Source organism: Leptospira biflexa serovar Patoc strain 'Patoc 1 (Paris)', from assembly GCF_000017685.1.
Lineage (GTDB): Bacteria > Spirochaetota > Leptospiria > Leptospirales > Leptospiraceae > Leptospira_A > Leptospira_A biflexa.
Genome location: NC_010602.1, coordinates 3,198,560 through 3,221,568 on the forward strand (window position 1 = coordinate 3,198,560; position 23,009 = coordinate 3,221,568).

The following is a 23,009-nucleotide window of genomic DNA, read 5'->3' on the forward strand; positions in this document are numbered from 1 at the left end:
TCTCATTCTTACCGAAATTGAATCCATAATGATTAGGAGATCACACGAAATCGTGTCGTTTTTGCCAAAGGAAAAAAATTAGATTTTCTCTAGACGAAATGAATTCCCAATTGTTATACTTCGATAAGAATGAAGATGGAGAAAAAAGTTTTTTTTGACAAAGGGATACCTTTCCTATTTCAAAAACTCCTCCTAATCTGTTTCATCCTTCCCGCATTAGGTTGTTCCATTCCGACCATCAATCGTTCCTTTCTGGAAACATTTACCACCTTTCGTTTTTTGCAAACAAACACCCTATCTTATTCTGTGAGTTTCCAAGTTTCGGGACTTCTGGGAACAGGACTGCAAATGGAAAACAATGGAGATGTGATCGATGTAACAACAAACGGCTCTTATACGTTCACTAGAAAAATAGGCCCGGGGGCCACTTATAATGTTAAGGTCAAAACCCCACCTTCTTCTCCCATCCAAAACTGCGTCGTCTCATCTGGCCAAGGGACCGTCCTCAGTGGAAACATCGAAGGGATCCAGGTCGTCTGTGGGGATGCCCTTTACCTCATCAGTGGGACAGCGCCAGGACTTTTGGGCAATGGACTCCAATTACAAAATGTAACAGGTGCTGGTACCGATACCATCAATGTGAATAGCACCAGCTTTTCCTTCCCTCCCCTTCCCGCAGGAGAAACATATAACTTTAGTATCATAAGCCAACCCACAAACCCGAGCCAAACCTGTTCCATCACTTCACCTGGAGTGACTGCAGGAACCATGACTGCGACTCCCATCACTGCCACCATCACCTGCACAACCAACTCGTTTGTTGTGAACGCACAAGTGATTGGGATTTTAGGAACACTCAGCGTAGGAAATGAACTCAAACTGACGTTAGATGGCTCGAATACGGTCAATGTAACCGCGGACGGAACCTTTGCCTTTCCTGGAACCTATCTCAGTGGCGGAATCTTTTCCGTAACCATTGATAACCCAGGTGGTGTCATCACAACGGGAGTCTGTACACTCGTATCCAGTTCTGTGACAGTTGGTAATGCAGCCACAACCTTTGCGGTCAATTGTTCCAATGCCTTTTTAGTAGGAGGAACGGTTTCTAGTCCTGGTGGGACCACAACCAGTGTACTGGGAGGAGCCGTCACTTTGGATTTGGTTCATACAGGGGGAAGTCCTGCATTTCCCACCCAGTCTGTGACGGTCAACCCTGGCATAGGAACATTCACGTTTGGGAGTACGATACCTGGAGGTGTGGATTATCAAATTGTAGTTTCGGCAAATCCACCTAACCAAACCTGTACGATCACAACAGGTGCTACTCATTCTGGCATTGTTTCCAATATGTCCAATGCGGTTCTCGATTGTAGTTTGACCTTACCTAGTTTTTCACCCGTGACTGGTTCTGTTTTTAATGATGATGGAACGGTCACAATCTCGAGTTTGATCCCTGGTTCCGAATACCGTTTTACTTTGGGAAATGGTGGGCAAGCAGATCCTACCTGTGCTACCGGAACCATGACTACGACAACGGTTTCCATTACGGACAATGCCCAAGCAGTCATCAAGGCCATTCATTGTAAGGTCGGATGGGTTCCCTCACAAGTGGTCACATCTTCCTATACATTAAAGGTCGCTACACCAACTCCCAGTTTGGCGACTGGTTCTTTTTTGGATTCAGGGCAGGCAATCAGTTTTACCACAACCACGACAGGTGGTACCTGGATTTGTCACACATCAGCTGCTGGTGTTCCAACCGATCCCGATTGTGGTTTTGCAGCGAGTACATGTAATACGGGAGTAATTGGGAATTATATCTTTCCCACTCCAGGTGTATCCGAAAACGTAAAAGCCAGAATGTGTAAGGTAGGTTTTGCACAAAGTGACATACTCAGCCTCAATTACCAACCGAATGTATACACAGTGGGCGGAACCATTAATTTACTCACAACTCCCTTTGGAGCTGGAACCTTTGTTTTGCAAAACAATGCTGGGGATGATCTAACCATCGCAAGTAACGGAACTTTTACCTTTAATACAGCACTTCCCACGGGAACGAACTATTCGGTTTCCATTCTTTATGCGCCACAAAATCCATGGCAAACTTGCAACATATCATCTGCATCTGGTACTGTTACGAATACCCCTGTCACAAGTGTTGCCATCACTTGTTCCGTTGACCAATATAATATGAGTGGAACTGTTACCAGTTCTGTAAATTTGCCGAGTGGTTTAACGATTACCAATAGCATTGATTCTATCAATGTGCCCGCTGGCGCCTCGTCCACTGCCATAACATTCGCAACACCAATTTCCAGTGGAACAGGATACGAAATCCAAATCACACAAGAACCACCTGGATTTGTTTGTGCAGTCCAATCGGATGTAACTGGCACTATGTTAGGTGCCAATATCACAAATGTTGCGGTCAACTGTGTCGCCGGGCATCGATATGGAAATGCCATTGGTCCCAAAAAACAAGCACCTGTCCAAATCCACTACCTTCGTGGAGAAGTGGCAACAGCTGCAGGACAATTGGGAAGTGGTGCAAGTGACGGATTAGCCGCCACATCATCGTTTAACGATATCAGTGGCATTACTTTTGATGGAACGAAAGGTTATATCGTCGACTCAGGAAATCATAAAATCCGAGTGTTTAACCCGATGACGAGTTCTGTTTCCTCCCTAGTGGGGAATGGTGCGGCAGGAAATACTGTTGGGTCTGGAGTGAGTGGGTCATTCAATCTTCCCAAAGGGATTACCACTGATGGAACGTATTTGTATGTTACGGAAACTCTTGGAAATCGAATTAAACGAATTTTGATCAGCACAGGTTATGCGGAAACATTGGCGGGAGACGATTCAGTTCTTTCACCACCTAACGCATTCGCTGATTCGCCAGATCCACTAGTTGCACGTTTTGCTTCCCCTGCGGGGATTGTCATCGATGATAACAAACTTTACATCGCTGATCGAAATAACTCCTCCATTCGTGTGATCAAATTGAGTAACCGAGAAGTCACAACCTTAGTCAGTGGCGGAGATATTAGTTTTCCGGAAGGAATTACCATCATCGGTGATTATCTTTATGCTACGAATGTAGGGACACAAAATATCACTAAAACTCATAAAGTAACAGGTGCAACAACGATTCTTTGTGGAAATTCGAACAATGGGTATATCGATGCGGTTGGTAGCGATGCCTCCTTCCACCTTCCCCAAGGAATCACGTCCGATGGTATTTTTTTATACATAGCGGATTATGGAAACCATCGCGTCCGGAGGGTCAATAGCCTAACTGCAGAAGTGATTACAGTTGCAGGTTCAGGAAACACGGGACTGACTGATGGTATTGGCGCTGCTTCCAATATCGAGTTTCCCAAATACATTTCTAATTTGGGAGAAGTGATTGTATTTGGTACTGTCCATACGTTAAGAACCATAAATTCAAACAAATTGACCGCCTTTTATCCGTTAAATGGATCTACTTTCAATTTTTTAAATAGCCAATTCATCACACCAGTGGGAAGTCCTACATTTGCCAATGGACGATTTGGTGAAGTGGTGGGTGCTGCCAGTCTTTCAATTGGAAACGCAGGCTCAGCACCTTCTCCTAGTTCTTCGGTCAATAAAGTGACATTATCGAGTTGGTTTCTCTGGGATGGGACAAGTCCAGGAATTGGAAAGGTAATTTTTTATCATGGTGATTTCACAAGTAATGGTCATGGACTCTTCATTGATGCCAACCAACAGCTTGCGATTCACCGAGGTGGCTTTACCCCCACTCCCGCCCACATCACTGTGATCCCAAACCAATGGACCCATGTGGCACTCACTGTTGATAGTAACGATGTGTACAAAGTGTACGTAAATGGAAATTTAGTTCACCAACAAACCAAACCAACCAATCCAGTTGCTGGTAATCTCACTATTGGTGTTTCTTCTGCTGGAACATTCTTTTTTCCAGGCCGAATTGCCGATATAAGATTTTATGAAAGGGAATTAAACGACGCGGAAGTCAACGACTTAGCCAAAAATGCTGACAGTGGGCTAGTTGGTAATTCATTTGCTTCGAGACCCATTCCGTTGGCCGCGCATTTTCCCTTCCATGGTGATGCCACTTCCAGAGGTCCCGTGGGAGGCAATCTTTCATTTTCTGGCCCTCTCGCCTACTATGCGACTGGTATTGATAAATCTACGAATGAAGCAGTACGAATTGTTGCTGGTTCAGGTGACTATTTATTAGGTTCTGAAGCTGGCCTTCCTCATGGCAACCAACCACGTAGCATCTGTGTATGGGTGAACCCTGAACGTTATCCAAATATGGGAGACAATGCTCCCATCATTACCTATGGTACCCCTGGTCCAGGTACAGAATTCATTTTAAATATGTACCGCGCATCTCCCTCTGGTGATCTCAAACTTCGGTTTGGTGGTCTTGGCGGAGGCGAAGTGTATCCAAATTACATTCTCCCACTCAATCGATGGTCACATATCTGTGGGACATTTGATGGAAATTTTGGATGGTTGTATGTTGACGGTGTGGAGGTGGGAGGTCCAACAAATATCGGTGGTTCGGTCAACACAACCACAGGAACTGGATTGTATGTAGGTCGAATGGTATCCTTTCCTTCTCATTCCTTTGGTGGGAAAGTAGATGAGATTAAAATTTATTCCAAAGCACTCACAGCAAAAGAAGTGAGAATCCTTTCTGCCCAAATCCCAGATGGATTGGTAGCTCGTTATGATTTTAACAAAGATTTCCAAGATGTGAGTGGATTTGGTAATCTAACTACGAATGTTGGTGCCTCGCTAGTCACAGACAAATATGGGAACTCTATTTCAGCATTGAACACAAATGGAAGTACTTACTTAAACATAAACACGACCACGTCCTCTTTACCAAAAGGTACACAACCTCGCACCGTTTGTGTCCAATACAAATCAGGAGCACTCAACCCAGGAACGATGCTCAGCATCGGACCAAATGTTACGGATCGAATGATTGCGTTAGGTGCAGGACTCACAAATTCCAAGGGTAGGTTCAAGAATCTAATGCAACAAAACCCGATAATGTAAATCGGAGAAAAAATGGAAAAATACTCTAGAATTAGTCCGAAGGAAAGGGAAACCTTGTCCGTGTTGATTCATCAAGGATACTCTCAAGGTGCGATTGCAGAAATGATGGGTCGTCACCGATCTACAATTAGTAGAGAATTAGAAAAAGGAAAAATTTCCGATAGATATTATCAATACTCCGCAATTATTTCTGGGTATAAATCAAGAATGGCTGCCTCATCTAGAAAGCTTGGAAAAAGTAAATTATTAACTAACAACAAGTTGTATAGGGAGTTTAAAAATCGTCTTGAACTCAAATGGTCACCAGTACAAATATCAAAAAATCTAGCTCGTTCGTTTCCAAATGAAAAATATATGAATATTTCTCACCAATCAATTTATACCTTTATCTATTTGCTTCCGAGAGGAGAGCTTAAAAAAGAAATCAATACTTACCTTAGAAGAAAAGGCAAAAAAGCTAAACCTGCGGGAATCAAGGCCAATATAGGTAAAATTCCAGATATGATCAGCATTGAAGAACGACCAAAGGAAGTCGCTGATAGGTCTGTTCCAGGTCATTGGGAAGGCGATTTACTCATAGGAAATAACCATTCAAGTGCTCTTGGTACAATTGTAGAAAGAGTTACAAGAACTGTCATACTAGTACCTTTGAAAGCCATGGATGCTGAATCTGTCAGAAAGGCCTTTGAACAAGAGTTAAAACAGTTTCCAAAACAATTAAAACTTTCTATGACTTATGACCAAGGAAAAGAAATGTCAGAACATAGATTATTTACTAAAAATACAAAAATGAAAGTTTATTTCTGTCATCCAGCTTCTCCATGGGAAAGGGGAACATGTGAAAATACTAATATGCTTATCAGAGACTTCTTTCCAAAGGGAACTGACTTTTCAAAACTCAAAAAAAGCCAAATTAAAAAGGTTCAAACTTTACTCAATCAAAGACCTAGAAAAACTTTGAATTGGAATACACCTGAAGAAGAAATACGGGCGCTGGTGCGCTAGATTCTTGAACCTACCAAGTATTTTTTTTCCGGTTTTGCAAATGATGTGGAAGAATTTTATTATAACCATGAAAATCTTTGGCACTACCTTTGTGGAGTGTATGAAGGGCCTGGAGGAGGTTTTGCCGCAACCCTTTACCATAATGGTGTCAAACTAATCACTCAAACAAAAAGTACATGGGATGCAGATCCAAACCTCTTTACCATTGGCATTCGATCCGATCTTTTGAGTGGTTTTAATGGCCAATTGGATGAAGTTTTGGTTTATAACCGAGCTTTAAGCTTAAATGAAATCCAAGCCATGTCAGGTTATGATCCGAAACAAGTGACCACTTGGAATTCAAATCCAGCCACAAGTAGTTTGAAACTCCACCTAAGTGCTGATAGCTTTTCAAATTTAACAAATTTTACCCCGATCACCACTTGGCATGATCGAAGTGGAAATGCTGCTTCTTTTTTTTCAGGAGGCACACCACCAACTTATAACAACGCAGGATTCAATGGCAAACCAACGGTAAACTTTAACGCAGGCAATTCTGAATACTTGTTCCGGGGGAGTGCAGCAGGCATTCCTTCCAATAGTTCAACAATCTTTTTTGCCTTTACTAGAACCTCTAATGCAAACGGAACATTATTTGAATCGGCAACGCCAGGAGTTTCTTATTACTTTGATGGTGATTTTGTCAGAATGGCAAAACCATCAGAAGGAATTGTAGGCTCTAGTACAATCCAACTCAACAATTTGAACTTTCCCTATTTAATCGCGGCAGAACAACTGACAGGAGTTAGTTTTGGATTTTTTTCAAGCGGATTCAGTGCCAGTACGACAACTGATGCCAGTAGAACGTATTCTCAAAACAATCTCTACCTAGGTACTAACTCAACCACTTCTAGTTTTTTCCCAGGCAATGTGAGTGAAGTTTTGTATTACAATGTGAGTCTTTCAAATGTAGGAAGGAATATTGTGTTTTGTTATCTATCTCAAAAGTACAATTTAGATTTAACAGCCGCATCGGTGTACTGCGATTGAAAGAGATTGATTGCAAACGAAGGTTTTTATTTCGGATTTATCCTTTTTTGGTGTTCTGCCTTTTTTGCATCCATTGTTCTACAGAAAATCAACCTACAAAAAAAGAACCTCCTCCCCCCCAAGCGATCACCGTTCCCCTGCCTGAGGCTATGTACATTCAAAATGGATGTATATCCTGCCATGGTCCAGAAGGAAATGGTCGAGGAACTCACACTCATTTACTGAAAGGCGCTCAAATACCCAATTTCCAAGATGTTTCCACATATGTAAACGGATCTTCTAAAGAAGCCATTATGAAAAGCATTCAAAATGGAATCCCAGGAACCTACATGAAAGCATATTCGCATATGCGAAAACATGAAATTGAAGCACTCGCTGGCTATATTCAAAAGATGCAAAAAAACCGAAGGTAATTTTGATTTTTAATCAATGGATTGGAACGCTTACATAAACATGGTTAGCGGCCGAGGTTCATCAAATTGGAAAATAATTCGCAGGAACTCAAAGCTCCCAATTCACATGCATCATCCAATTCCTGCAATGCAAATGAAATTTGTTCCACCTGTTTTGTTTTCAATCGAGTTTGAGCGCTAAACTCTAACTCTTTTGCCTTATTCATTTGTTCACTGGCAGAAGAAAATTTCCAAGGTGATATTCTTTTTTCATACTTTAAAGAATCTAAAAAAAGTTTGATGTCTTTTTGAATTTGTGGGGAAACAGATTCCAAACATGTCACAATGATGATGATTCCAAACGTTTCATCCGTGGTAGTGATATAATGTTGGATGACAGTATCATCTTTGTCTTTAAAACTTCCAACCAATCCCAAAAATTGAAAGATTTCTATGTCCGGATCTGATTTCAATTTTTGCAAATGGAAATACTCTTTGATGTTTGTGATGAGTGTATATTTTCTAGATTCTGCATGGAAAAGAATAGGATTTAAGTTTTGTTTGTTTTCCGATTCTTTAAAAAGAATCACCAATGCGGGAATGATTTCACGTCCCAATTCATCTTTTAATGCTTGCGTACGAAAGTGGTCAAGTTTGGTTGTTTGACCATTGGAACGACGATTGGTTAGATACCAATTAGATGGTAACTGAAAATTTAAACAATAGGAGTGCAAACAAGTTTTCCATTTTTCCACGTCAGCCACTAAAGGATTCAAACCAAGATATCCAAATGAAATAACGAGAAGTGAAAACTTAAAAAATTTCATTGCATTAATTCTTTTCTATTTTTGAAAAAATCAAGAGCATTCGGATTAGCGAGCGCATTTTTGTTTTTGACTTCAATACCAGCTACTGTCTGTTTAACGGCAATTTCAACCTTTTTCCCATTCACCGTATAAGGAATTTCGGGAACTGTGAGAATCAAAGAAGGGACATGCCTTGGAGACGTTTCCAATTTAATTTGTTCTTTGATTTTTTTTATCAGTACCTCGTCCAATTGGATACCATTTGATAGAACTACAAATAAGATCACTCTTACATCATCTTTATAATCTTGACCGATGATCACAGAATCTTTGATTTCGGGAATTTTGGCGACAACAGAATAGATATCGGCCGTTCCAATCCGAACTCCTCCTGGATTGAGAGTTGCATCTGATCTGCCATAGATGATCAGACCATTTTCGGGAGTAATCGATGCAAAATCACCATGGCACCAAATGTTAACATAGGTTTCAAAATAAGCAGATTTGTATTTATTACCTGATTCATCATTCCAGAAATAAAGAGGCATAGAAGGAAATGGAGTGGGACAAACCAATTCTCCTTTTTCACCAACAACAGATTTACCCATATCGTCAAACACTTGTACATCCATTCCAAGTCCCTTACATTGGATTTGACCAGCAAACACAGGTAAGCTGGGATTTCCCAAAGCAAAACATCCATTTAAGTCAGTGCCGCCAGAAATGGAAGAAAGTTGGATCTTTGGATTGATCTTCTCATAAACATATTGAAAACCAGAAATAGGTAATGGAGATCCAGTAGAAAGAATTACTTTTAGATTCGGAAGTAAATATTTTTCTTTTACAGAGATTCCCTCTTCTTCTAACACAGATAAATATTTTGCACTTGTTCCAAAAACTTGGATGTTTTCCTTCTCTGCCATACTCCAAAGAGTCTCCCAATTTGGATAAAAGGGATTCCCGTCAAACTGGTATAAGGTTGCACCCAATGCAAGGACTGATTGAGACCAGTTCCACATCATCCAACCACAAGTTGTATAATAAAACAATTTTTCTCCACTTGAAAGATTACAGTGCAAAGATAATTCTTTCGTATGATTCAAAAGAACTCCTCCACCCTGAACGATACATTTTGGTAATCCAGTTGTACCAGAAGAAAACATGATGTAGACTGGATCAGAAAATTCGATGGGAGTGTATTGGATTTCCAAATTTTCAGGATCTTTTAGATCTTCGTACCGAATTGGATTTTTGATTTTTCCAAAATCAACTTTGGGTTCGACAAAATCATACATAATGGTTTGTAAAAATTCTGAATGCTTCGCAGATGAAAGTGACTGTGTGACTTCTTCTAACTTATCGATAATAGAAATCTTTTTGCCTTTAAACAAATAGGATTCTACTGATAGAACCACTTTTGGTAATATTTGTTCAAATCGATCAAGAATTCCCTTCACTCCAAAATCAGGCGAAGCACTCGACCATATAGCACCTAATGATGTGGTTGCTAACATTCCGATGGTAGAGATGGGTGCATTTGGAACGATACCTACAACTCGATCGCCCTTTTTGACACCAAGTGAGAGCAAATGATTTTGAAGTTTGATCACTTCATTTTTTAATTTTTGAAACGTTAACCTTTGTACGGTTCCATCCTCAGCATAAAATACAATTGCTTCTTTTTGGGAATCTCCCTTTTCCAATAAATTCTCTGCAAAATTGTAAAAAGCACCTGGAAACCATTTACTTTTTGCGAAGTGACTGCCTCTCTCCAAAGTCTTTGATGGTTTTGATCTCAATATGAATCCTGATTCGAGAAGCCACTCATTCCAAAAAACCTCGGTATTATCTGTTGAAAACTTATGAAAAGAAACATAATCAGGAAATGATATTCCTAGTTTCTTCTCCAAAACATTTTGGAATTGAGTGAGATTCGTAGTATGGTTAACGGGAGTCCATAGTGCTTTTTCGGCCATCTTGAGAACTGATCTTTCTGAATTTGAATATCTAGGCAAGTATGTTTGCATAAATGACTGGTAGAAAAAAATATTAGAGAAATTCTTGGGAAAATGCTCTTCAATTCAATTGATTATTTCTACTTTTTTGTTACCTGTTATATCCTTTATTGGATTTCTCCTGCACGGTTTCGGAAATATATCTTAATCATTTTTTCATTAATCTTTTATGGTTACTGGAGCGGTTCTTTTTTAATTCATTTCGTACTTTTCATTGTCATTACCCATCTTTGCGTTATCGGTATTTTAAAAACTAAAAAGAGAATATTTTTAATCCTTGGTGTATCCATTAATTTAATCAATTTATGTTTCTTTAAATATTTTTTAACTTATTTAAAGTATTTAATGTCAGAAGGGAATTTAACCATTCCGTTCTTTCAAAGCCTTTCCGAATTTGTATTACCATTAGCAATTAGTTTTTATACGTTCCAAATGATTGCGTATCTCGTTGATGCTTGGCGAGGAAAGTTCTCAGAATCTCCATTTATACACTTTTTACTTTTTATTTTATTTTTCCCTCAGCTGATCGCTGGCCCTATCATGCGTCATGATGATTTTTATGATCAAATTGATCGATCAAAGTTAACTTTTGATTTTGTGCAACGTGGGATTTTGCACATCATCTCTGGTTTGATCAAAAAAGTTCTCATTGCCGATCAAATTGCAAAAATGATTAATCCAGTGTATGCAAATCCTGGAGAATATGACGGTGTCTCAATTCTATTGTCAACTTTCGCATTTTCTTTCCAAGTTTACGGTGATTTTTCGGGTTACACTGATTTGGCGAGAGGATCAGCTTTTCTTTTAGGGTACGAGATTCCGGAAAACTTTCGATCCCCATTTTTATCAGTCAGTTTCACAGAATTATGGAGCCGTTGGCATTATACACTTTCCACTTGGATTAGAGATTACTTATATATCCCATTGGGAGGAAATCGAGTCTCAGAATTAAGATACAATCTGAACACGATCTTAGTGATGTCACTTTCGGGATTGTGGCATGGAAATACTTACACGTTTTTTCTTTGGGGATTTTTCCATGGAATCTTTCTTTCCATAGAAAGATTTGCTTTCGGTAGACCTGACCGTAAATCCATGTCAAACTTGAAAAAGTTATTTGCAGTGATTTGGATTTTTAGTATTTTTTCAATTCTTGCTACTTTTTTTAGAATTGATACTCTCGAAAAAATTTCAACATTTTGGACTGCGATCGTAAACGTTAAAGGCAAAATCATTTATAAACCAGATTTTTGGGGACTCATCATTGGAAGTTACATCATACAAATGATTGAATACAAACAATACTTTGCAGAAAAATTAAAACCATATACAACTTGGATCATTTTTTTCTTAAGTTTCTTCGTTTATATAGCTCTCAGCAAAATTGAAGCACCTGTAGAGACATTTATTTACTTTCAGTTTTAAAGGCATATATGAAATCGATATCAATTTATTCTTTCCCATTCTTAATTTTATTCAGCATCATCTTAATCGATAAGGTGATTTGTATTCCAGATGTTCGAGAAAGTGGTCGTAGAAATTACAAAGCGGGTCAAAATATTTTACTTGGGATGCCCGTCGTTTGGGAAGAAAACAGTAAAATTAAAAATAGTGGGCAAAAAGTTGCAGTCGTAACTGGGACTTCTCGTTCGGAATCATTTCATGAATGGTCAGAAATTCCAGTAAAAAAATCCACTTTAAAGGATCCTATATATTTCGAAACTCGAACGGCCGTTAAAGCTTCGGAATTCATGTTATTTTATCTTCTCGTAAAATCCATGTCAGATGCCAAATTTAAACCAGACATTCTGTTTTTGGAATTTTCAGATGAAATGTTGAACGAAAACAACATCTATACCTATAAAACAAAATGGGCAGAATTGATGTTACATGAAAGTGAACTGATCGATCTATATGATGCGATGAATCCCGAAATACAGAGAGATATCGTCACTCGTTTAATATTTTTAGGATATAACTATCATTTCAAACCCTTGCAAGCAGTGAAAAATTTGCTCACGGGAGAACGAGTGTCAAATGATACTTACTTTATCGGAATTTCTTCCTATATGAATACAAAACGTCCTTTTTCTGCTGATAAAATTGGTTATGAAATAGATCAATTCCCACCAGAGGAATTCCAAGAGAGGATCGTAAATTACTCCGAATCCAGAAGGGAACATTTTTTAAGTCGATTCCAAATCTCAGAAACGGAAACTAATTTTTTTAAGAAAATCATTGCCCATATTGAAAAAAATAATATTCCAACCGTCATCTGGGAACCACAAATCCATCCATATTATCAAAATATTCGATCACAAATAACAAAAGAAAGTATCTTCAACCGATATATGAAAATGTATATCAATCCTAATTCAAAAAATATTCGTTTTGTGAGTCTGAATCAGGGTGGCTTAAGTTGTAAAACTTATGTAGATTGTAGTCATGTTTCTCCAGTTTGTGTTCCAGATATCGTAGATAAGTTATTGCAAACTGCAAAGGAAATTCCAAACTTTCAATAAACCTATGAAACTGAGCGGAAAACAGGTCCAAAAAATCAGACAAAGTCTCTTACTTTGTTTCGTTATTTTGTTTTCTGCCAATTTTATGTATCAAAGAATTGTTGATAACGAGATCAATTGTGGTTCGTTAGGTTCTCCTGAAGGTGGTTGCCCATACTCATTTTTAGACCACACTTTTGGTACGAATCCAGGCCATGATCTCGGTGAAGAAGGTGATCATTCTGATCACGTTTGTCTTTCTTGTCCATGTAATTCACTCCTTTCCATCACTTGGAATTTATACCTCTCTCATATTCTTATCCAACTTCATAAAATCTATTTTGAACCAGCAGAAATACAATTTTCAAATTTTGTAATCGCAACTTTTTTATTCCGACCGCCAAAACAACACCTAACTTAGTTTAATCGCAATTTTTCTCAATTTGCGTAAAAACACGTGGGAGGTACCATGTTTTTATTTTTTAATTCAAAGAAATCCAAAGTTCATTGGTTTCGACTGGGGATATTGATTTTATCAATTCATTTCACTCAATTGGAATCTCAGAATATTTTGGGAAAACCATGTCAAAAAATGACAACAATGATTGAAATGAGCGAGTGCATTGTTACGCGTCATCCTGACTTTCAACTTGAGGAAATTAAATTGAAAGAAATTTCAGGCAGAAAAAAAATCGCGTCCTATTTTTTCCCTTCGAATCCGAATGTCTCAGGTTATTTGGCAAATCGTAATGAAGAAACAGCAACTTCCTTATTTGGCTCGTCCTCTTCTTCAGCAAGTAACTTCCAAGTGATGGTGAACCAAGAAATTTATACAAACGGAAAAAGAGAAATTGCGATCCAAATTGCTGATGAAGAATTCAGAGCCCAGGTGTTTCGATTAGAGACGGTGAAACGGATTCTTACTTTTGAAGCCTTAAAAAAAATCATTCGATTTCATTATCTGTTTCTAGAAAAAGAAAATAGTCTCAATAGTTTAAACTTAGTAAAGGAACTAAAAAAAGTATCTAAAGCAAGAATCAATGAAGGACTTTCACCTGGAATAGACGAATCATTATCTGAATCCGAAGAAATTCGTATCTTCAAAATATGGAATCAAACTCATCGCCAGTATGAAAATGCAAAATCTGAATTAGAAGTCTTACTTGGTATTCAGATTGAGTCGAGTGACTTTGAAACGTTCCAAATGAAACTTCCAAATAGTTTTCCAAAAGATAAAACTGAATTAGTAAAAACGGCATTTCAATATAGACCAGAAGTTTTTTTGACTGAAAAGGAAATTGAAATCGCACTCTTGCGTCATAATGAAGTCAGAAAACAGAAAATACCCAATGTAAGTTTAGGCGCTTTTGCACAAAACGATGGGTTTAATGAACGAGTCGTCGGTGGTATGATTTCACTTCCATTGATCCTCTGGAGAGATTTTGAAGGTGAATCCATTATTAGTGCATCAAAAATTGATAGCACTAAGGTGATTCAGGAATCTGTAGCAAGGAATATCAAACAAGAAGTACTCTTTGCCTTAACAAATTTTCTGACTTTATCCGAAGAAATCAATCTTTACGATGAAAACAAAATGGAACGAGCTGAATCAGATTTAAAAAACTTACAAGAAGCAATTCGATTTGGAAAAATCAAAATCATTGATGCAATCAATCACCAACGAATTTTATTACAAACAAAATTAAATTACTTAAATACAAAATCAGAGTACGAAGTATCACAAATTGAATTAATTCGTGTACTTGGATTACCTACAGACATATTGGAAATACGACCATGAAAAAAAATATCAAAATACTATTCTTATCCATATTACTTATTTTCATCTCATATTATTTTTGGCAATCACGTCAGAACAATCTCATTACTGAAGAACAACAAAATAATAAAGACACACTTCACCTAACAAATGAGCAGAAGAAAGAAATTCAAATTAAAATTGAAACAGTAAGTTTATCGCCAATCCATACAAACATTGAACTGATTGGTGAAACTGAATCTGTCCCTGATGATATTATGGATGTTCCAGCAAGAATTTCAGGTAGAGTCACATCTGTATTTTTTGTAGAAGGAGATACCATTCAAAAAGGACAAAAATTAGCAATTATAGATTCACCAGAACTTGCGAAACTTCGATCTACCTATTTGGTTTCAAAATCAAAATATACTGCTGCAGAACAAAATTTAACAAGAATTAACTCACTCGTAAAAATGAATTTGGCAGCAAAGCAGGAATTAATTGATGCCGAAGCAAATTTACGAGTGATTGAATCTGAAAAAAATTCTGCAGAGGAAAATTTGAGGGCCAATGGACTGGGGATTGATAACTCTTCCACTGGCCAGTATATAGTGTATGCCCCTAGATCTGGTTTAGCACTTTCTCGAAATGCTGTTCTAGGTTCGATTGTTTTAGGGAATCAAATTCTTACAACCATTGCAAACCTAACTAATCTTTGGTTCCAAGCCAAAATCTACGAAAATGATCTCAAATATTTGACAGAAGGAGTATCTGCTAAAGTCATATTAAATGCTTATCCCGATTTAGTATTTTTAGGAAAATTAGAACACATCGGAGAAAAAGTTGATCTAGAGTCTAGGACAGTCCATGCTCGCGTTGTTTTTAAAAATACAAACCGTAAAGCAAAAATTGGTCTTTTTGGAAAAGCTATCCTCAGTGTGAATGAAAGAATTGGAATTCAAATTCCTGAATCGTCAATTCAATCCTACCAAAATTCAAAATTTGTTTTTTTAGAAACAAAGCCAGATGTATATCATTGGATCGAAGTCACTACAGGGTTTACCGAGAATCAAAAAACCGAAGTTTTGACTGGCCTTAAAGAAGGTGATAAAGTTGTAACAAAAGGATCATTTGAATTAAAATCGATTTTATTCAAAGATACCTTCGGTGGAGAATGAAATGGAATTTTTAACAAAATTAGTCCATTTTTCACTTCAGAATCGACTTTTAATTTTAATATTTACAGTATTACTCGTATTTGGTGGATTTTATTCGTTAAAACATTTGAAAGTTGATGCAGTTCCTGACATCACCAATGTTCAAGTGCAAGTGATTACCTCCTCTCCATCATTATCTACTTTAGAAATCGAACAATATATCACATTACCTGTTGAAAGAGCACTAGCAGGAATTCCAAATTTAACAGAAGTTAGATCTGTATCAAGGTATGGATTTTCATTAGTGACTGCAGTTTTTGCCGAAGGAACCGATTTATTTAAAAGCAGACAGCTAGTAAGCGAAAGGTTAAGTGAGGCTTCAGAAAACATTCCTACAATTTATGGTAAACCAGTGATCGGACCTATCACAACAGGTCTTGGAGAAGTATTCCAATTTACAATCGAAAGTAATTTCCATAGTCAAATGGAATTGACGACGTATTTGAATTGGTACATCAATCCATCATTGAAAACAGTTCCGGGGATTGTAGAGGTAAATACTTTTGGCGGAAAAACCAAACAATACCAAGTCATCGTTGATACCTTCAAGTCTGCATCGTTAGGAATTTCTTTCAATCAAATTGTAGAAGCCATTCAATCGAATAATTTATCTACTGGTAGCGGATATATAGAAAGGTCCAATGAACAATTGATCATCGGTAGTGATGGACTTTTAAAGACAATACCGGACTTTGAAAAAATCCAAATCGGAAAAATGAAAGATGGGTTTCCTATTTATCTGAGTACAGTTGCGAAAATCGTAGAAGGACCCAGATTAAGAAAAGGAGCCGCTACCTCATCAGGTAAATCAGAAGTTGTAGGGGCTGTTACCTTAATGTTACTTGGAGAAAATTCTCTTGAAGTAACAAAGTCTGTGAAGGAAAAAATTTTTCAAATTGAAAAGACATTACCAACAGGTATGAAAATAAAACCATACTATGATCGTTCGATTATGGTATCAAACACTCTTAAAACGATCGTTTGGAATCTATCTGAAGGTGCCATATTAGTCATTCTGATTTTGTTTTTAATGATTGGTGATTTTCGATCTGGTCTCGTGATTGCATCAGTGATTCCACTTGCAATGCTCATTGCCATCTCTCTAATGTTCATGAGAGATTTGCCAGCAAACTTGATGTCTATGGGTGCAATCGATTTTGGATTAATTGTAGATGGTGCGGTCATTCTTATCGAAAATTCACATAGACGATTAGGATTAAAAGTAAAGGAGTTAAAAAGAGCCCTCACTCCAACCGAAAAAAAAGATACAATTCTCCAAGCAACCATCGAAGTCAGAAAGGCAACGATTTATGGAGAAATTATAATCGGAATTGTTTATATTCCAATTCTGACATTGAGTGGAACGGAAGGGAAAATGTTTATCCCGATGGCGACTACAGTACTCTTTGCATTGATAGGATCATTTGTCCTTACTCTGACTGTGATTCCAGTCTTAGCTTCTTTCTTTTTAAATTCAGATCTAAAGGAAGAAGTCAAAACCGTTTTTTTTCAGAAAATTCAGAACTGGTACATTCCGAAACTTGATTCTTGCTTTCAAGATCCAAATAAAATTTTATATTCAACGATTGGAATCTTTATGATTTCAATCTTTATGTTTTTCAGATTGGGTGGAGAATTTTTACCAAAATTGGACGAAGGAAACCTTCTAATCGAAATTAGCCGTTACCCATCTACGACTTTAACCGAATCTTTAACATCCTCTACTAAAATTGAAAATGCGATATTAAAAGAAATATCTGAAATCACCGAAATTGTTTCAAGGACTGGATCACCAGAACTAGCCATTGAGCCAATGGGTGTTGAAAAAACGGATATGTATTTAAATATGAAACCAAGGTCCGAATGGAATCATACAAAAGCAGAAATTGAAGAAAAACTCGAAGAAATCATCCAACGTGTTGCTCCGCAAGTAGCGTACGGTCTATCACAACCAATTGAAATGAGAAACAATGAAATTATGGCTGGAATTCGAGCCGACGTTGGAATAAAAGTTTTTGGCGATGACTTGGTCCAACTAAAAATCATTGCAGAAGAAATTTCCTCAAAAATCAAAAACATTGAAGGAGTCGCAGATCTCAGGATTGAACAATTATATGGGTTAGAATATTTGAGAATCAAACCTAACCGAGAAAAGTTGGCAAGATACAACTTAAATATTTTGGATATCAATCGTATTACCGAATCATTTTCATCTGGTGTACCAGCTGGCATCGTATATGAAGGAATGAAACGATTTGATATTGTCGTAAAAACTGATATCAATTCAAACCCAGATCAAATCCCAAATACACCCGTAAATGTAGGACAAAATCAATTTGCACCCTTTCACGAATTGGCCGAAATTAAAATAGAAGACGGACCCGTTCAAATCTTACATCAAAACCAAAATCGATATGCACTAATCCAGTTTAATATCAGGGGAAGTGATATGGTTAGTACCGTACGATTCGTAAAACAAGTATTAGAAGACAAAATCAAATTCCCTCCAGGATATTCTTTTTCGCTCGGTGGTGAATTTCAAAAATTTGAATCTGCGACAAATACTTTATTGGTTGTGGTTCCGATTACATTATTGGTTATTTTTTTGATTTTATATTTTGCATTTAACGAAGTATTAGCAGCATTTATTATTTTTCTAAATGTGCCTTTCGCAATCACAGGAGGCATTCTAGCACTTTACTTTCGAAACTTACCCTTTAGCATATCAGCCGGAGTTGGTTTTATAGCATTGTTCGGAATTGCTGTCTTAAATGGGCTTGTTCTCATTAGTTTTATCAAATCGTTAGAGCACAAAGGTAATCAATTAGAGGAAGCGATCAAAGAAGCCGCAATTTCAAGGCTTAGGCCAGTCCTCACAACCGCCCTGCTTGCTTCCATTGGATTCATTCCTATGGCAATTAGCACCTCGCCAGGAGCAGAGGTACAACGGCCATTAGCGACCGTTGTCATTGGAGGATTAATCACTGCTAGTGGGTTAACCCTATTTGTACTACCAATTGTTTATTTAAAGTTTTTTGCAAAAAAATCTTTCATGCTCTCAAAAGAAGCATAATCTGCTTTTTCATTATAAGCTAAGCCTGGTAATCCGTGTTTTTCGGATCCAGGCCTTGTGAACCCATGAACTGCACCAGGATGAGAAACAAAAGTGACAGGAGCTTTTGCTTCCGTTATTGTTTTCACAAATGTTTCGACCGAAGTTTTTGGAATAAAGGGATCATCTGCCCCATGATGGACTAAAACTTTTGTTTTTAATTTTTTAACCCCTGTAGCCAAATTTTTACTCCCTAAAAACCCATGGAAAGAAACAACTCCACCTTTTAATTCTGCTCCATCTAATGCGAGTTCAATGACTCCACCACCTCCAAAACAATAACCGATAGCTCCTATTTGATTTGGATCGACGTTTGGATTTGATTTTAGAATTTCAATCGCCTTGTAGATTTTTTTAAGAAGAATTTTGGGATCACCATTTGCACTTGAAAGTTTACCCGCTTCCACATGATCCTTTGCTAAAATGCCTTTTCCATAAACATCCATAACAAACGCTACATATCCCATGTCCGCTAATTGTTTTGCTCGTTGTTTTGGATAATCATTGACTCCCCACCACTCATGTATCACTAGGATACCAGGTCGTTTTCCAGTTGTTTTTGAATTTAAAGCAAAAAAACCTTCATAGGTTTTTCCATCCAATTTGTATTCGAAAGGGCTACCAGTTACAGTTGATTGAACTGGAAGTTCTGCTGTGGGCAGACTACTACATTGCAATAATAACAATGCAATCGATGTGGAAAGGAACAGTTTCATAAATCTCCTTTTGATCAAAACATCATTTCATGTTCTTAGATCATCTTTTCTAATCTTAGAATGGAAATTTGGAGTTAAAAGCAGAAAAATACGAGGAAAATTGTTTTCCAATTAAAAAGGATCGTCGGTATTCAATGTTGCAGTTCTAGCCTCTAGTTCATTTCCCATCTCAATGGAATCAATTTCGCCGACTTTCCATCAATTCTCCTTTTGTGACAGTAGACCATTCGCTCTAAATACTAAAATCCGAAGTATACTGATCGGTTCACTTTGGATTCAATTTATTATATTTTTTGATGAATCTATTTTTTTTAATCGCAAGACAACGCTTGGTATTATCTTTTTAACCTGAGGACAAAAATGATCCAAAACAATTATTTTCTTAGCAACGAAGACCTGAAAGAACACTTCTATGAATTAATCGATTGGAATGAAATTGTCCCTATTTACGAGAATCAGTTTTTAGACGCAAAACTTTTTGAATCAACAAAAAATCCCAAACTAGAAATGGCACCAACTAACGTTGATGAAGCGATTTCATTTTACGAAGAGATATTGAAATCCTGTGGTGAAATCAGCGGAATGTATGTTTCTCAAGTGGCCTCTATCGTCGATTCTAAAGGATTAAAATTTGAAAATGGTGAAGTGATCCATCCAAAAGAAATGGTAGATGTGATTCAAATGTATTATGATGCAGGACTCGGTCCAGCCGCCTTCAAACGAAAATACGGTGGTTTAGGTGTACCAAGTATCATCAAAGCAATGATAGCAGAGATTATGTATAGGTCAGATAGCTCGATCACAATTGCCGTTGGAAGTATGGGTCTTGCTGCAATCTTGGAAGTGTGTGCATCGGAAGAAATGAAAAACGAATGGATCCCGAAACTCATCTCAGGTAATTATACAGTCACAATGGGATTATCTGAACCAGACTTCGGATCTGACTTACCAAACATTACCACGAAAGCTTTCAAAAATGGAGAAGAATGGTTTTTAAATGGAACCAAACGATTTCAAACAGTTGCATGCGGGGTCAATGGAGGATCTGGCATCACTCTCACACTTGCAAGAACTGGAACACAAGAAAGTGGAGCAAGAGGTCTTTCGTTCTTTATCGTTGAAAACAAAGATTATGTTGTACAAGGTATTGAAAAAAAACTAGGAATCAAAGCATCTGCTACATGCGAAACAGTCTTTGAAAATAGCAAAGGTCATTTGGTTGGAAAGGAAGGATTTGGTCTTGTAAAATACGTAATGGGTATGTTGAATGGTGCGCGTCTCAGCGTGTCTAGCCAAGGTACCGGAATTGTTACCGCTGCATTTGAAGAATCATACAAATATGCGAATGAAAGAATTCAATTTGGAAAACCAATTTATGAAATCCCTGCTGTTCGTAGAATGTTAGATCGAATGGAAAGAGAACTTGCTGGAATGCGTTGCCTAATGGTAGAAGCTGCCTATTCAGTGGATAAATATTACTGGTATGAAGATGGTAGAGAAGTCTCTACAGAAGAACTTAAATCGGCAAAATTTTGGGAGAAAGTTGCAAATACGCTCACTCCAATTTCCAAGTATTACAATTCAGAAATGTGTAATGATTTAGTTTACGATGGTTTACAGGTATTAGGTGGCGCTGGTTATACGGAGGACTATGATCTTTCCCGATTGTATCGTGACGCACGGATCACAAATATTTATGATGGCACCACACAAATCCAAGTCAACGCGGCCATTGGAGGAATCACATCTGGAATGAGTGGAACGGGAACCTTTCGAGCTTACTTAGACCACTTGTCTCTAGGATCTGATGGAAACAAACGACTAAAAGAAATCCGTGAAGTATTTGAATCCATCGTGGAATCATTTAAGTCCATTCAAGATCAAAGCACAAAAGAAGCATATAGTTTCGAAGTGGTAGAATCAGCTGCAAGAGTGATCATCGGTTATCTTATGGAACGAAACAAAAACAAATCTAAATCGAGAAAGGAAATTCGAACCAAGTGGTGTAAAGAATTTCATAACGATAGTTTTGCAATTCTCAGTTCCAATTTAATCAAATTAAAATCCTTATAAAAAAAAAGGGTCCTCCGTAAAGAGGACCCACGAGAAAGTAAAGGGAAGGACTTCCTCCATTGCGAGGTAAAGGAAGTCCGAGATCGTTCAGATTAAGTGAGTGTTACAGATTTCTCTTCAGATGGAAGAGATACTTGGAAGCTTGGTTGGCTTAATACAATCGTTGGTTCTAAAAACTTTTTACGTTTTCCCATAACCTTCGATGCAATATGATCTGGAAATGAATACGCGATAATTCGTTTCCATACAGATGCAAATTGTTTTACGAAACTTCCGGTATTGTAATGTTGCCCATACTTTGCACAGATTTCCTTCAAACGTGGAGCTACTTCACGGTATCGTTTCGCAGGCATGTCTGGGAACATATGATGTTCGATTTGATGGCTCAAATGACCTGTCATCGTGTAAAACAAATTGTTACCTTCCAAATTCGAAGATCCTTTGAGTTGTCTTAAATACCATTGTGCTTTTGTTTCACCGACAATTTCATCTGTTGTGAATGACTCTGCATTTTCTGTAAAATGACCGCAGAAGATTACAGCATATGTCCAAAGATTTCTGATCAAATTGGCCAATAAATTTCCTAAAATTACCTTTGGAAAATTGAGACCAGCAAGAGCCGGAAACAAAATATAATCTTTTAGGAGTTGGAGTTCAATTTTTTTAAAGAATAGTGCTTTGTAATCATTAAGTGTTTTTTTCTTTCTTAGTTTTTTGGGAGTTTCTAAATACTCAACTCGATATCCATGGGCACCAATTCCCCATTGAAAGTTCATCGCCAAAAACATATTCGTAAAAGGCTGTGTTAGGTGAACTGGTTTCCACTTCTGTGCTTCTGTTAATCTTGTGAAATTATATCCATAGTCATGGTCTTTGTTCAAAACATTTGTATATGTATGATGCATATAATTATGGTAAAACTTCCATTGGTGGGCATTACAAACAATGTCCCATTCAAATGTTCTAGAGTTGAAACGCGGGTCATTCATCCAATCATATTGACCATGTAAGACGTTATGACCTAGTTCCATATTATTTATGATTTTGGAAATAGATAACAAAAGCGTTCCAGCAACGAAGGAAATTGGTTCAAAACTAAAGTGGATCAAACCTCTTCCCAAAACTTCTGTATAACGATAGGTTTTATAGATAAAACGAATATGATCAGCATCTTCTTTTCCGACTTTCGCCATTACTTCTTCACGAAGTGTATCAACTTCTTTTCCGAATGCTTCAATTTCTTCTTTGTTTAATTTTTTACTAATTGTTCTCATTTTGTTTTCCTATGATAATTTCAATTTC

General features: G+C 37.5%; 15 protein-coding genes. 11 read left to right on the forward strand and 4 right to left on the reverse strand.

Annotated elements, in window-relative coordinates; translation table 11 throughout:
• Positions 1–135: 135 nt before the first annotated feature.
• From LEPBI_RS15125 to LEPBI_RS15140, 4 genes are read left to right on the forward strand one after another with little or no spacing between them, the layout of a single operon-like run.
• Complete coding sequence (locus tag LEPBI_RS15125; protein WP_187148061.1) at positions 136–5,082, forward strand: LamG-like jellyroll fold domain-containing protein; 4,947 nt, start codon at positions 136–138, stop codon at positions 5,080–5,082.
• Positions 5,083–5,094: 12 nt separating this feature from the next.
• Positions 5,095–6,087 carry an IS30-like element ISLbi2 family transposase gene (locus tag LEPBI_RS15130; RefSeq protein ID WP_012390015.1) on the forward strand — a complete coding sequence of 331 codons (993 nt, stop codon included), beginning with the start codon at positions 5,095–5,097 and terminating at the stop codon, positions 6,085–6,087.
• Between the two features lie 45 nt (positions 6,088–6,132).
• Positions 6,133–7,116 (forward strand): LamG-like jellyroll fold domain-containing protein, encoded by a 984-nt coding sequence (locus LEPBI_RS15135; RefSeq protein WP_012390016.1) that lies wholly within the window; start codon positions 6,133–6,135, stop codon positions 7,114–7,116.
• A complete protein-coding gene (locus LEPBI_RS15140) occupies positions 7,113–7,529 on the forward strand; it encodes a c-type cytochrome (RefSeq protein ID WP_012390017.1) in 417 nt (138 codons plus the stop codon). The genes LEPBI_RS15135 and LEPBI_RS15140 overlap by 4 nt, the downstream gene beginning before the upstream one ends.
• 44 nt (positions 7,530–7,573) lie before the next feature.
• On the opposite strand, the gene LEPBI_RS15145 is transcribed toward LEPBI_RS15140, so the two are convergent.
• Entirely contained in the window at positions 7,574–8,335 is a 762-nt protein-coding gene (locus LEPBI_RS15145; protein ID WP_012390018.1) for a hypothetical protein, read from the reverse strand.
• Entirely contained in the window at positions 8,332–10,290 is a 1,959-nt protein-coding gene (locus LEPBI_RS15150; protein ID WP_012390019.1) for an acetoacetate--CoA ligase, read from the reverse strand. Before LEPBI_RS15150 ends, LEPBI_RS15145 begins: the two co-directional genes overlap by 4 nt.
• 384 nt (positions 10,291–10,674) lie before the next feature.
• On the opposite strand from LEPBI_RS15150, the gene LEPBI_RS15155 reads away from it, so the two are divergent.
• The 6 genes from LEPBI_RS15155 (at position 10,675) to LEPBI_RS15180 (ending at position 18,879) form a co-directional block, all read left to right on the forward strand.
• Positions 10,675–11,754 (forward strand): MBOAT family O-acyltransferase, encoded by a 1,080-nt coding sequence (locus tag LEPBI_RS15155; RefSeq protein ID WP_226992810.1) that lies wholly within the window; start codon positions 10,675–10,677, stop codon positions 11,752–11,754.
• An 8-nt stretch (positions 11,755–11,762) separates the two neighbouring features.
• Positions 11,763–12,851: a DUF1574 family protein gene (locus tag LEPBI_RS15160; RefSeq protein WP_012390021.1), complete on the forward strand. Its 1,089-nt coding sequence runs from the start codon at positions 11,763–11,765 to the stop codon at positions 12,849–12,851.
• Between the two features lie 4 nt (positions 12,852–12,855).
• Positions 12,856–13,251 (forward strand): hypothetical protein, encoded by a 396-nt coding sequence (locus LEPBI_RS15165; RefSeq protein WP_012390022.1) that lies wholly within the window; start codon positions 12,856–12,858, stop codon positions 13,249–13,251.
• Between the two features lie 243 nt (positions 13,252–13,494).
• Positions 13,495–14,631, forward strand: a complete 1,137-nt coding sequence (locus LEPBI_RS15170; protein WP_476703315.1) for a TolC family protein — start codon at positions 13,495–13,497, stop codon at positions 14,629–14,631.
• A complete protein-coding gene (locus LEPBI_RS15175) occupies positions 14,628–15,767 on the forward strand; it encodes an efflux RND transporter periplasmic adaptor subunit (RefSeq protein WP_012390024.1) in 1,140 nt (379 codons plus the stop codon). Before LEPBI_RS15170 ends, LEPBI_RS15175 begins: the two co-directional genes overlap by 4 nt.
• A 1-nt stretch (position 15,768) precedes the next feature.
• Positions 15,769–18,879: an efflux RND transporter permease subunit gene (locus LEPBI_RS15180; RefSeq protein WP_012390025.1), complete on the forward strand. Its 3,111-nt coding sequence runs from the start codon at positions 15,769–15,771 to the stop codon at positions 18,877–18,879.
• Here the strand turns inward: LEPBI_RS15180 and LEPBI_RS15185 are convergent.
• The gene (locus tag LEPBI_RS15185) at positions 18,828–19,634 is read right to left on the reverse strand and encodes a dienelactone hydrolase family protein (protein ID WP_012390026.1); all 807 of its coding nucleotides are present in this window, start codon (positions 19,632–19,634) and stop codon (positions 18,828–18,830) included. The genes LEPBI_RS15180 and LEPBI_RS15185 overlap by 52 nt on opposite strands.
• A gap of 360 nt (positions 19,635–19,994) precedes the next feature.
• On the opposite strand from LEPBI_RS15185, the gene LEPBI_RS15190 reads away from it, so the two are divergent.
• Positions 19,995–21,707 carry an acyl-CoA dehydrogenase family protein gene (locus tag LEPBI_RS15190; RefSeq protein ID WP_012390027.1) on the forward strand — a complete coding sequence of 571 codons (1,713 nt, stop codon included), beginning with the start codon at positions 19,995–19,997 and terminating at the stop codon, positions 21,705–21,707.
• A 92-nt stretch (positions 21,708–21,799) separates the two neighbouring features.
• Here LEPBI_RS15190 and LEPBI_RS15195 read toward each other — a convergent pair whose 3' ends face one another.
• On the reverse strand, positions 21,800–22,981 hold the full coding sequence (locus LEPBI_RS15195; RefSeq protein WP_012390028.1) for a fatty acid desaturase family protein: 1,182 nt from the start codon (positions 22,979–22,981) through the stop codon (positions 21,800–21,802).
• Between the last annotated feature and the right edge of the window lie 28 nt (positions 22,982–23,009).

Coding starts and splice junctions, on each gene's coding strand:
- LEPBI_RS15125 (WP_187148061.1), top strand. CDS start 136: ATGGAGAAAAAAGTTTTTTTTGACAAAGGGATACCTTTCCTATTTCAA.
- LEPBI_RS15130 (WP_012390015.1), top strand. CDS start 5,095: ATGGAAAAATACTCTAGAATTAGTCCGAAGGAAAGGGAAACCTTGTCC.
- LEPBI_RS15145 (WP_012390018.1), bottom strand. CDS start 8,335: ATGAAATTTTTTAAGTTTTCACTTCTCGTTATTTCATTTGGATATCTT.
- LEPBI_RS15150 (WP_012390019.1), bottom strand. CDS start 10,290: ATGGCCGAAAAAGCACTATGGACTCCCGTTAACCATACTACGAATCTC.
- LEPBI_RS15155 (WP_226992810.1), top strand. CDS start 10,675: ATGTCAGAAGGGAATTTAACCATTCCGTTCTTTCAAAGCCTTTCCGAA.
- LEPBI_RS15160 (WP_012390021.1), top strand. CDS start 11,763: ATGAAATCGATATCAATTTATTCTTTCCCATTCTTAATTTTATTCAGC.
- LEPBI_RS15165 (WP_012390022.1), top strand. CDS start 12,856: ATGAAACTGAGCGGAAAACAGGTCCAAAAAATCAGACAAAGTCTCTTA.
- LEPBI_RS15175 (WP_012390024.1), top strand. CDS start 14,628: ATGAAAAAAAATATCAAAATACTATTCTTATCCATATTACTTATTTTC.
- LEPBI_RS15180 (WP_012390025.1), top strand. CDS start 15,769: ATGGAATTTTTAACAAAATTAGTCCATTTTTCACTTCAGAATCGACTT.
- LEPBI_RS15185 (WP_012390026.1), bottom strand. CDS start 19,634: ATGAAACTGTTCCTTTCCACATCGATTGCATTGTTATTATTGCAATGT.
- LEPBI_RS15190 (WP_012390027.1), top strand. CDS start 19,995: ATGATCCAAAACAATTATTTTCTTAGCAACGAAGACCTGAAAGAACAC.
- LEPBI_RS15195 (WP_012390028.1), bottom strand. CDS start 22,981: ATGAGAACAATTAGTAAAAAATTAAACAAAGAAGAAATTGAAGCATTC.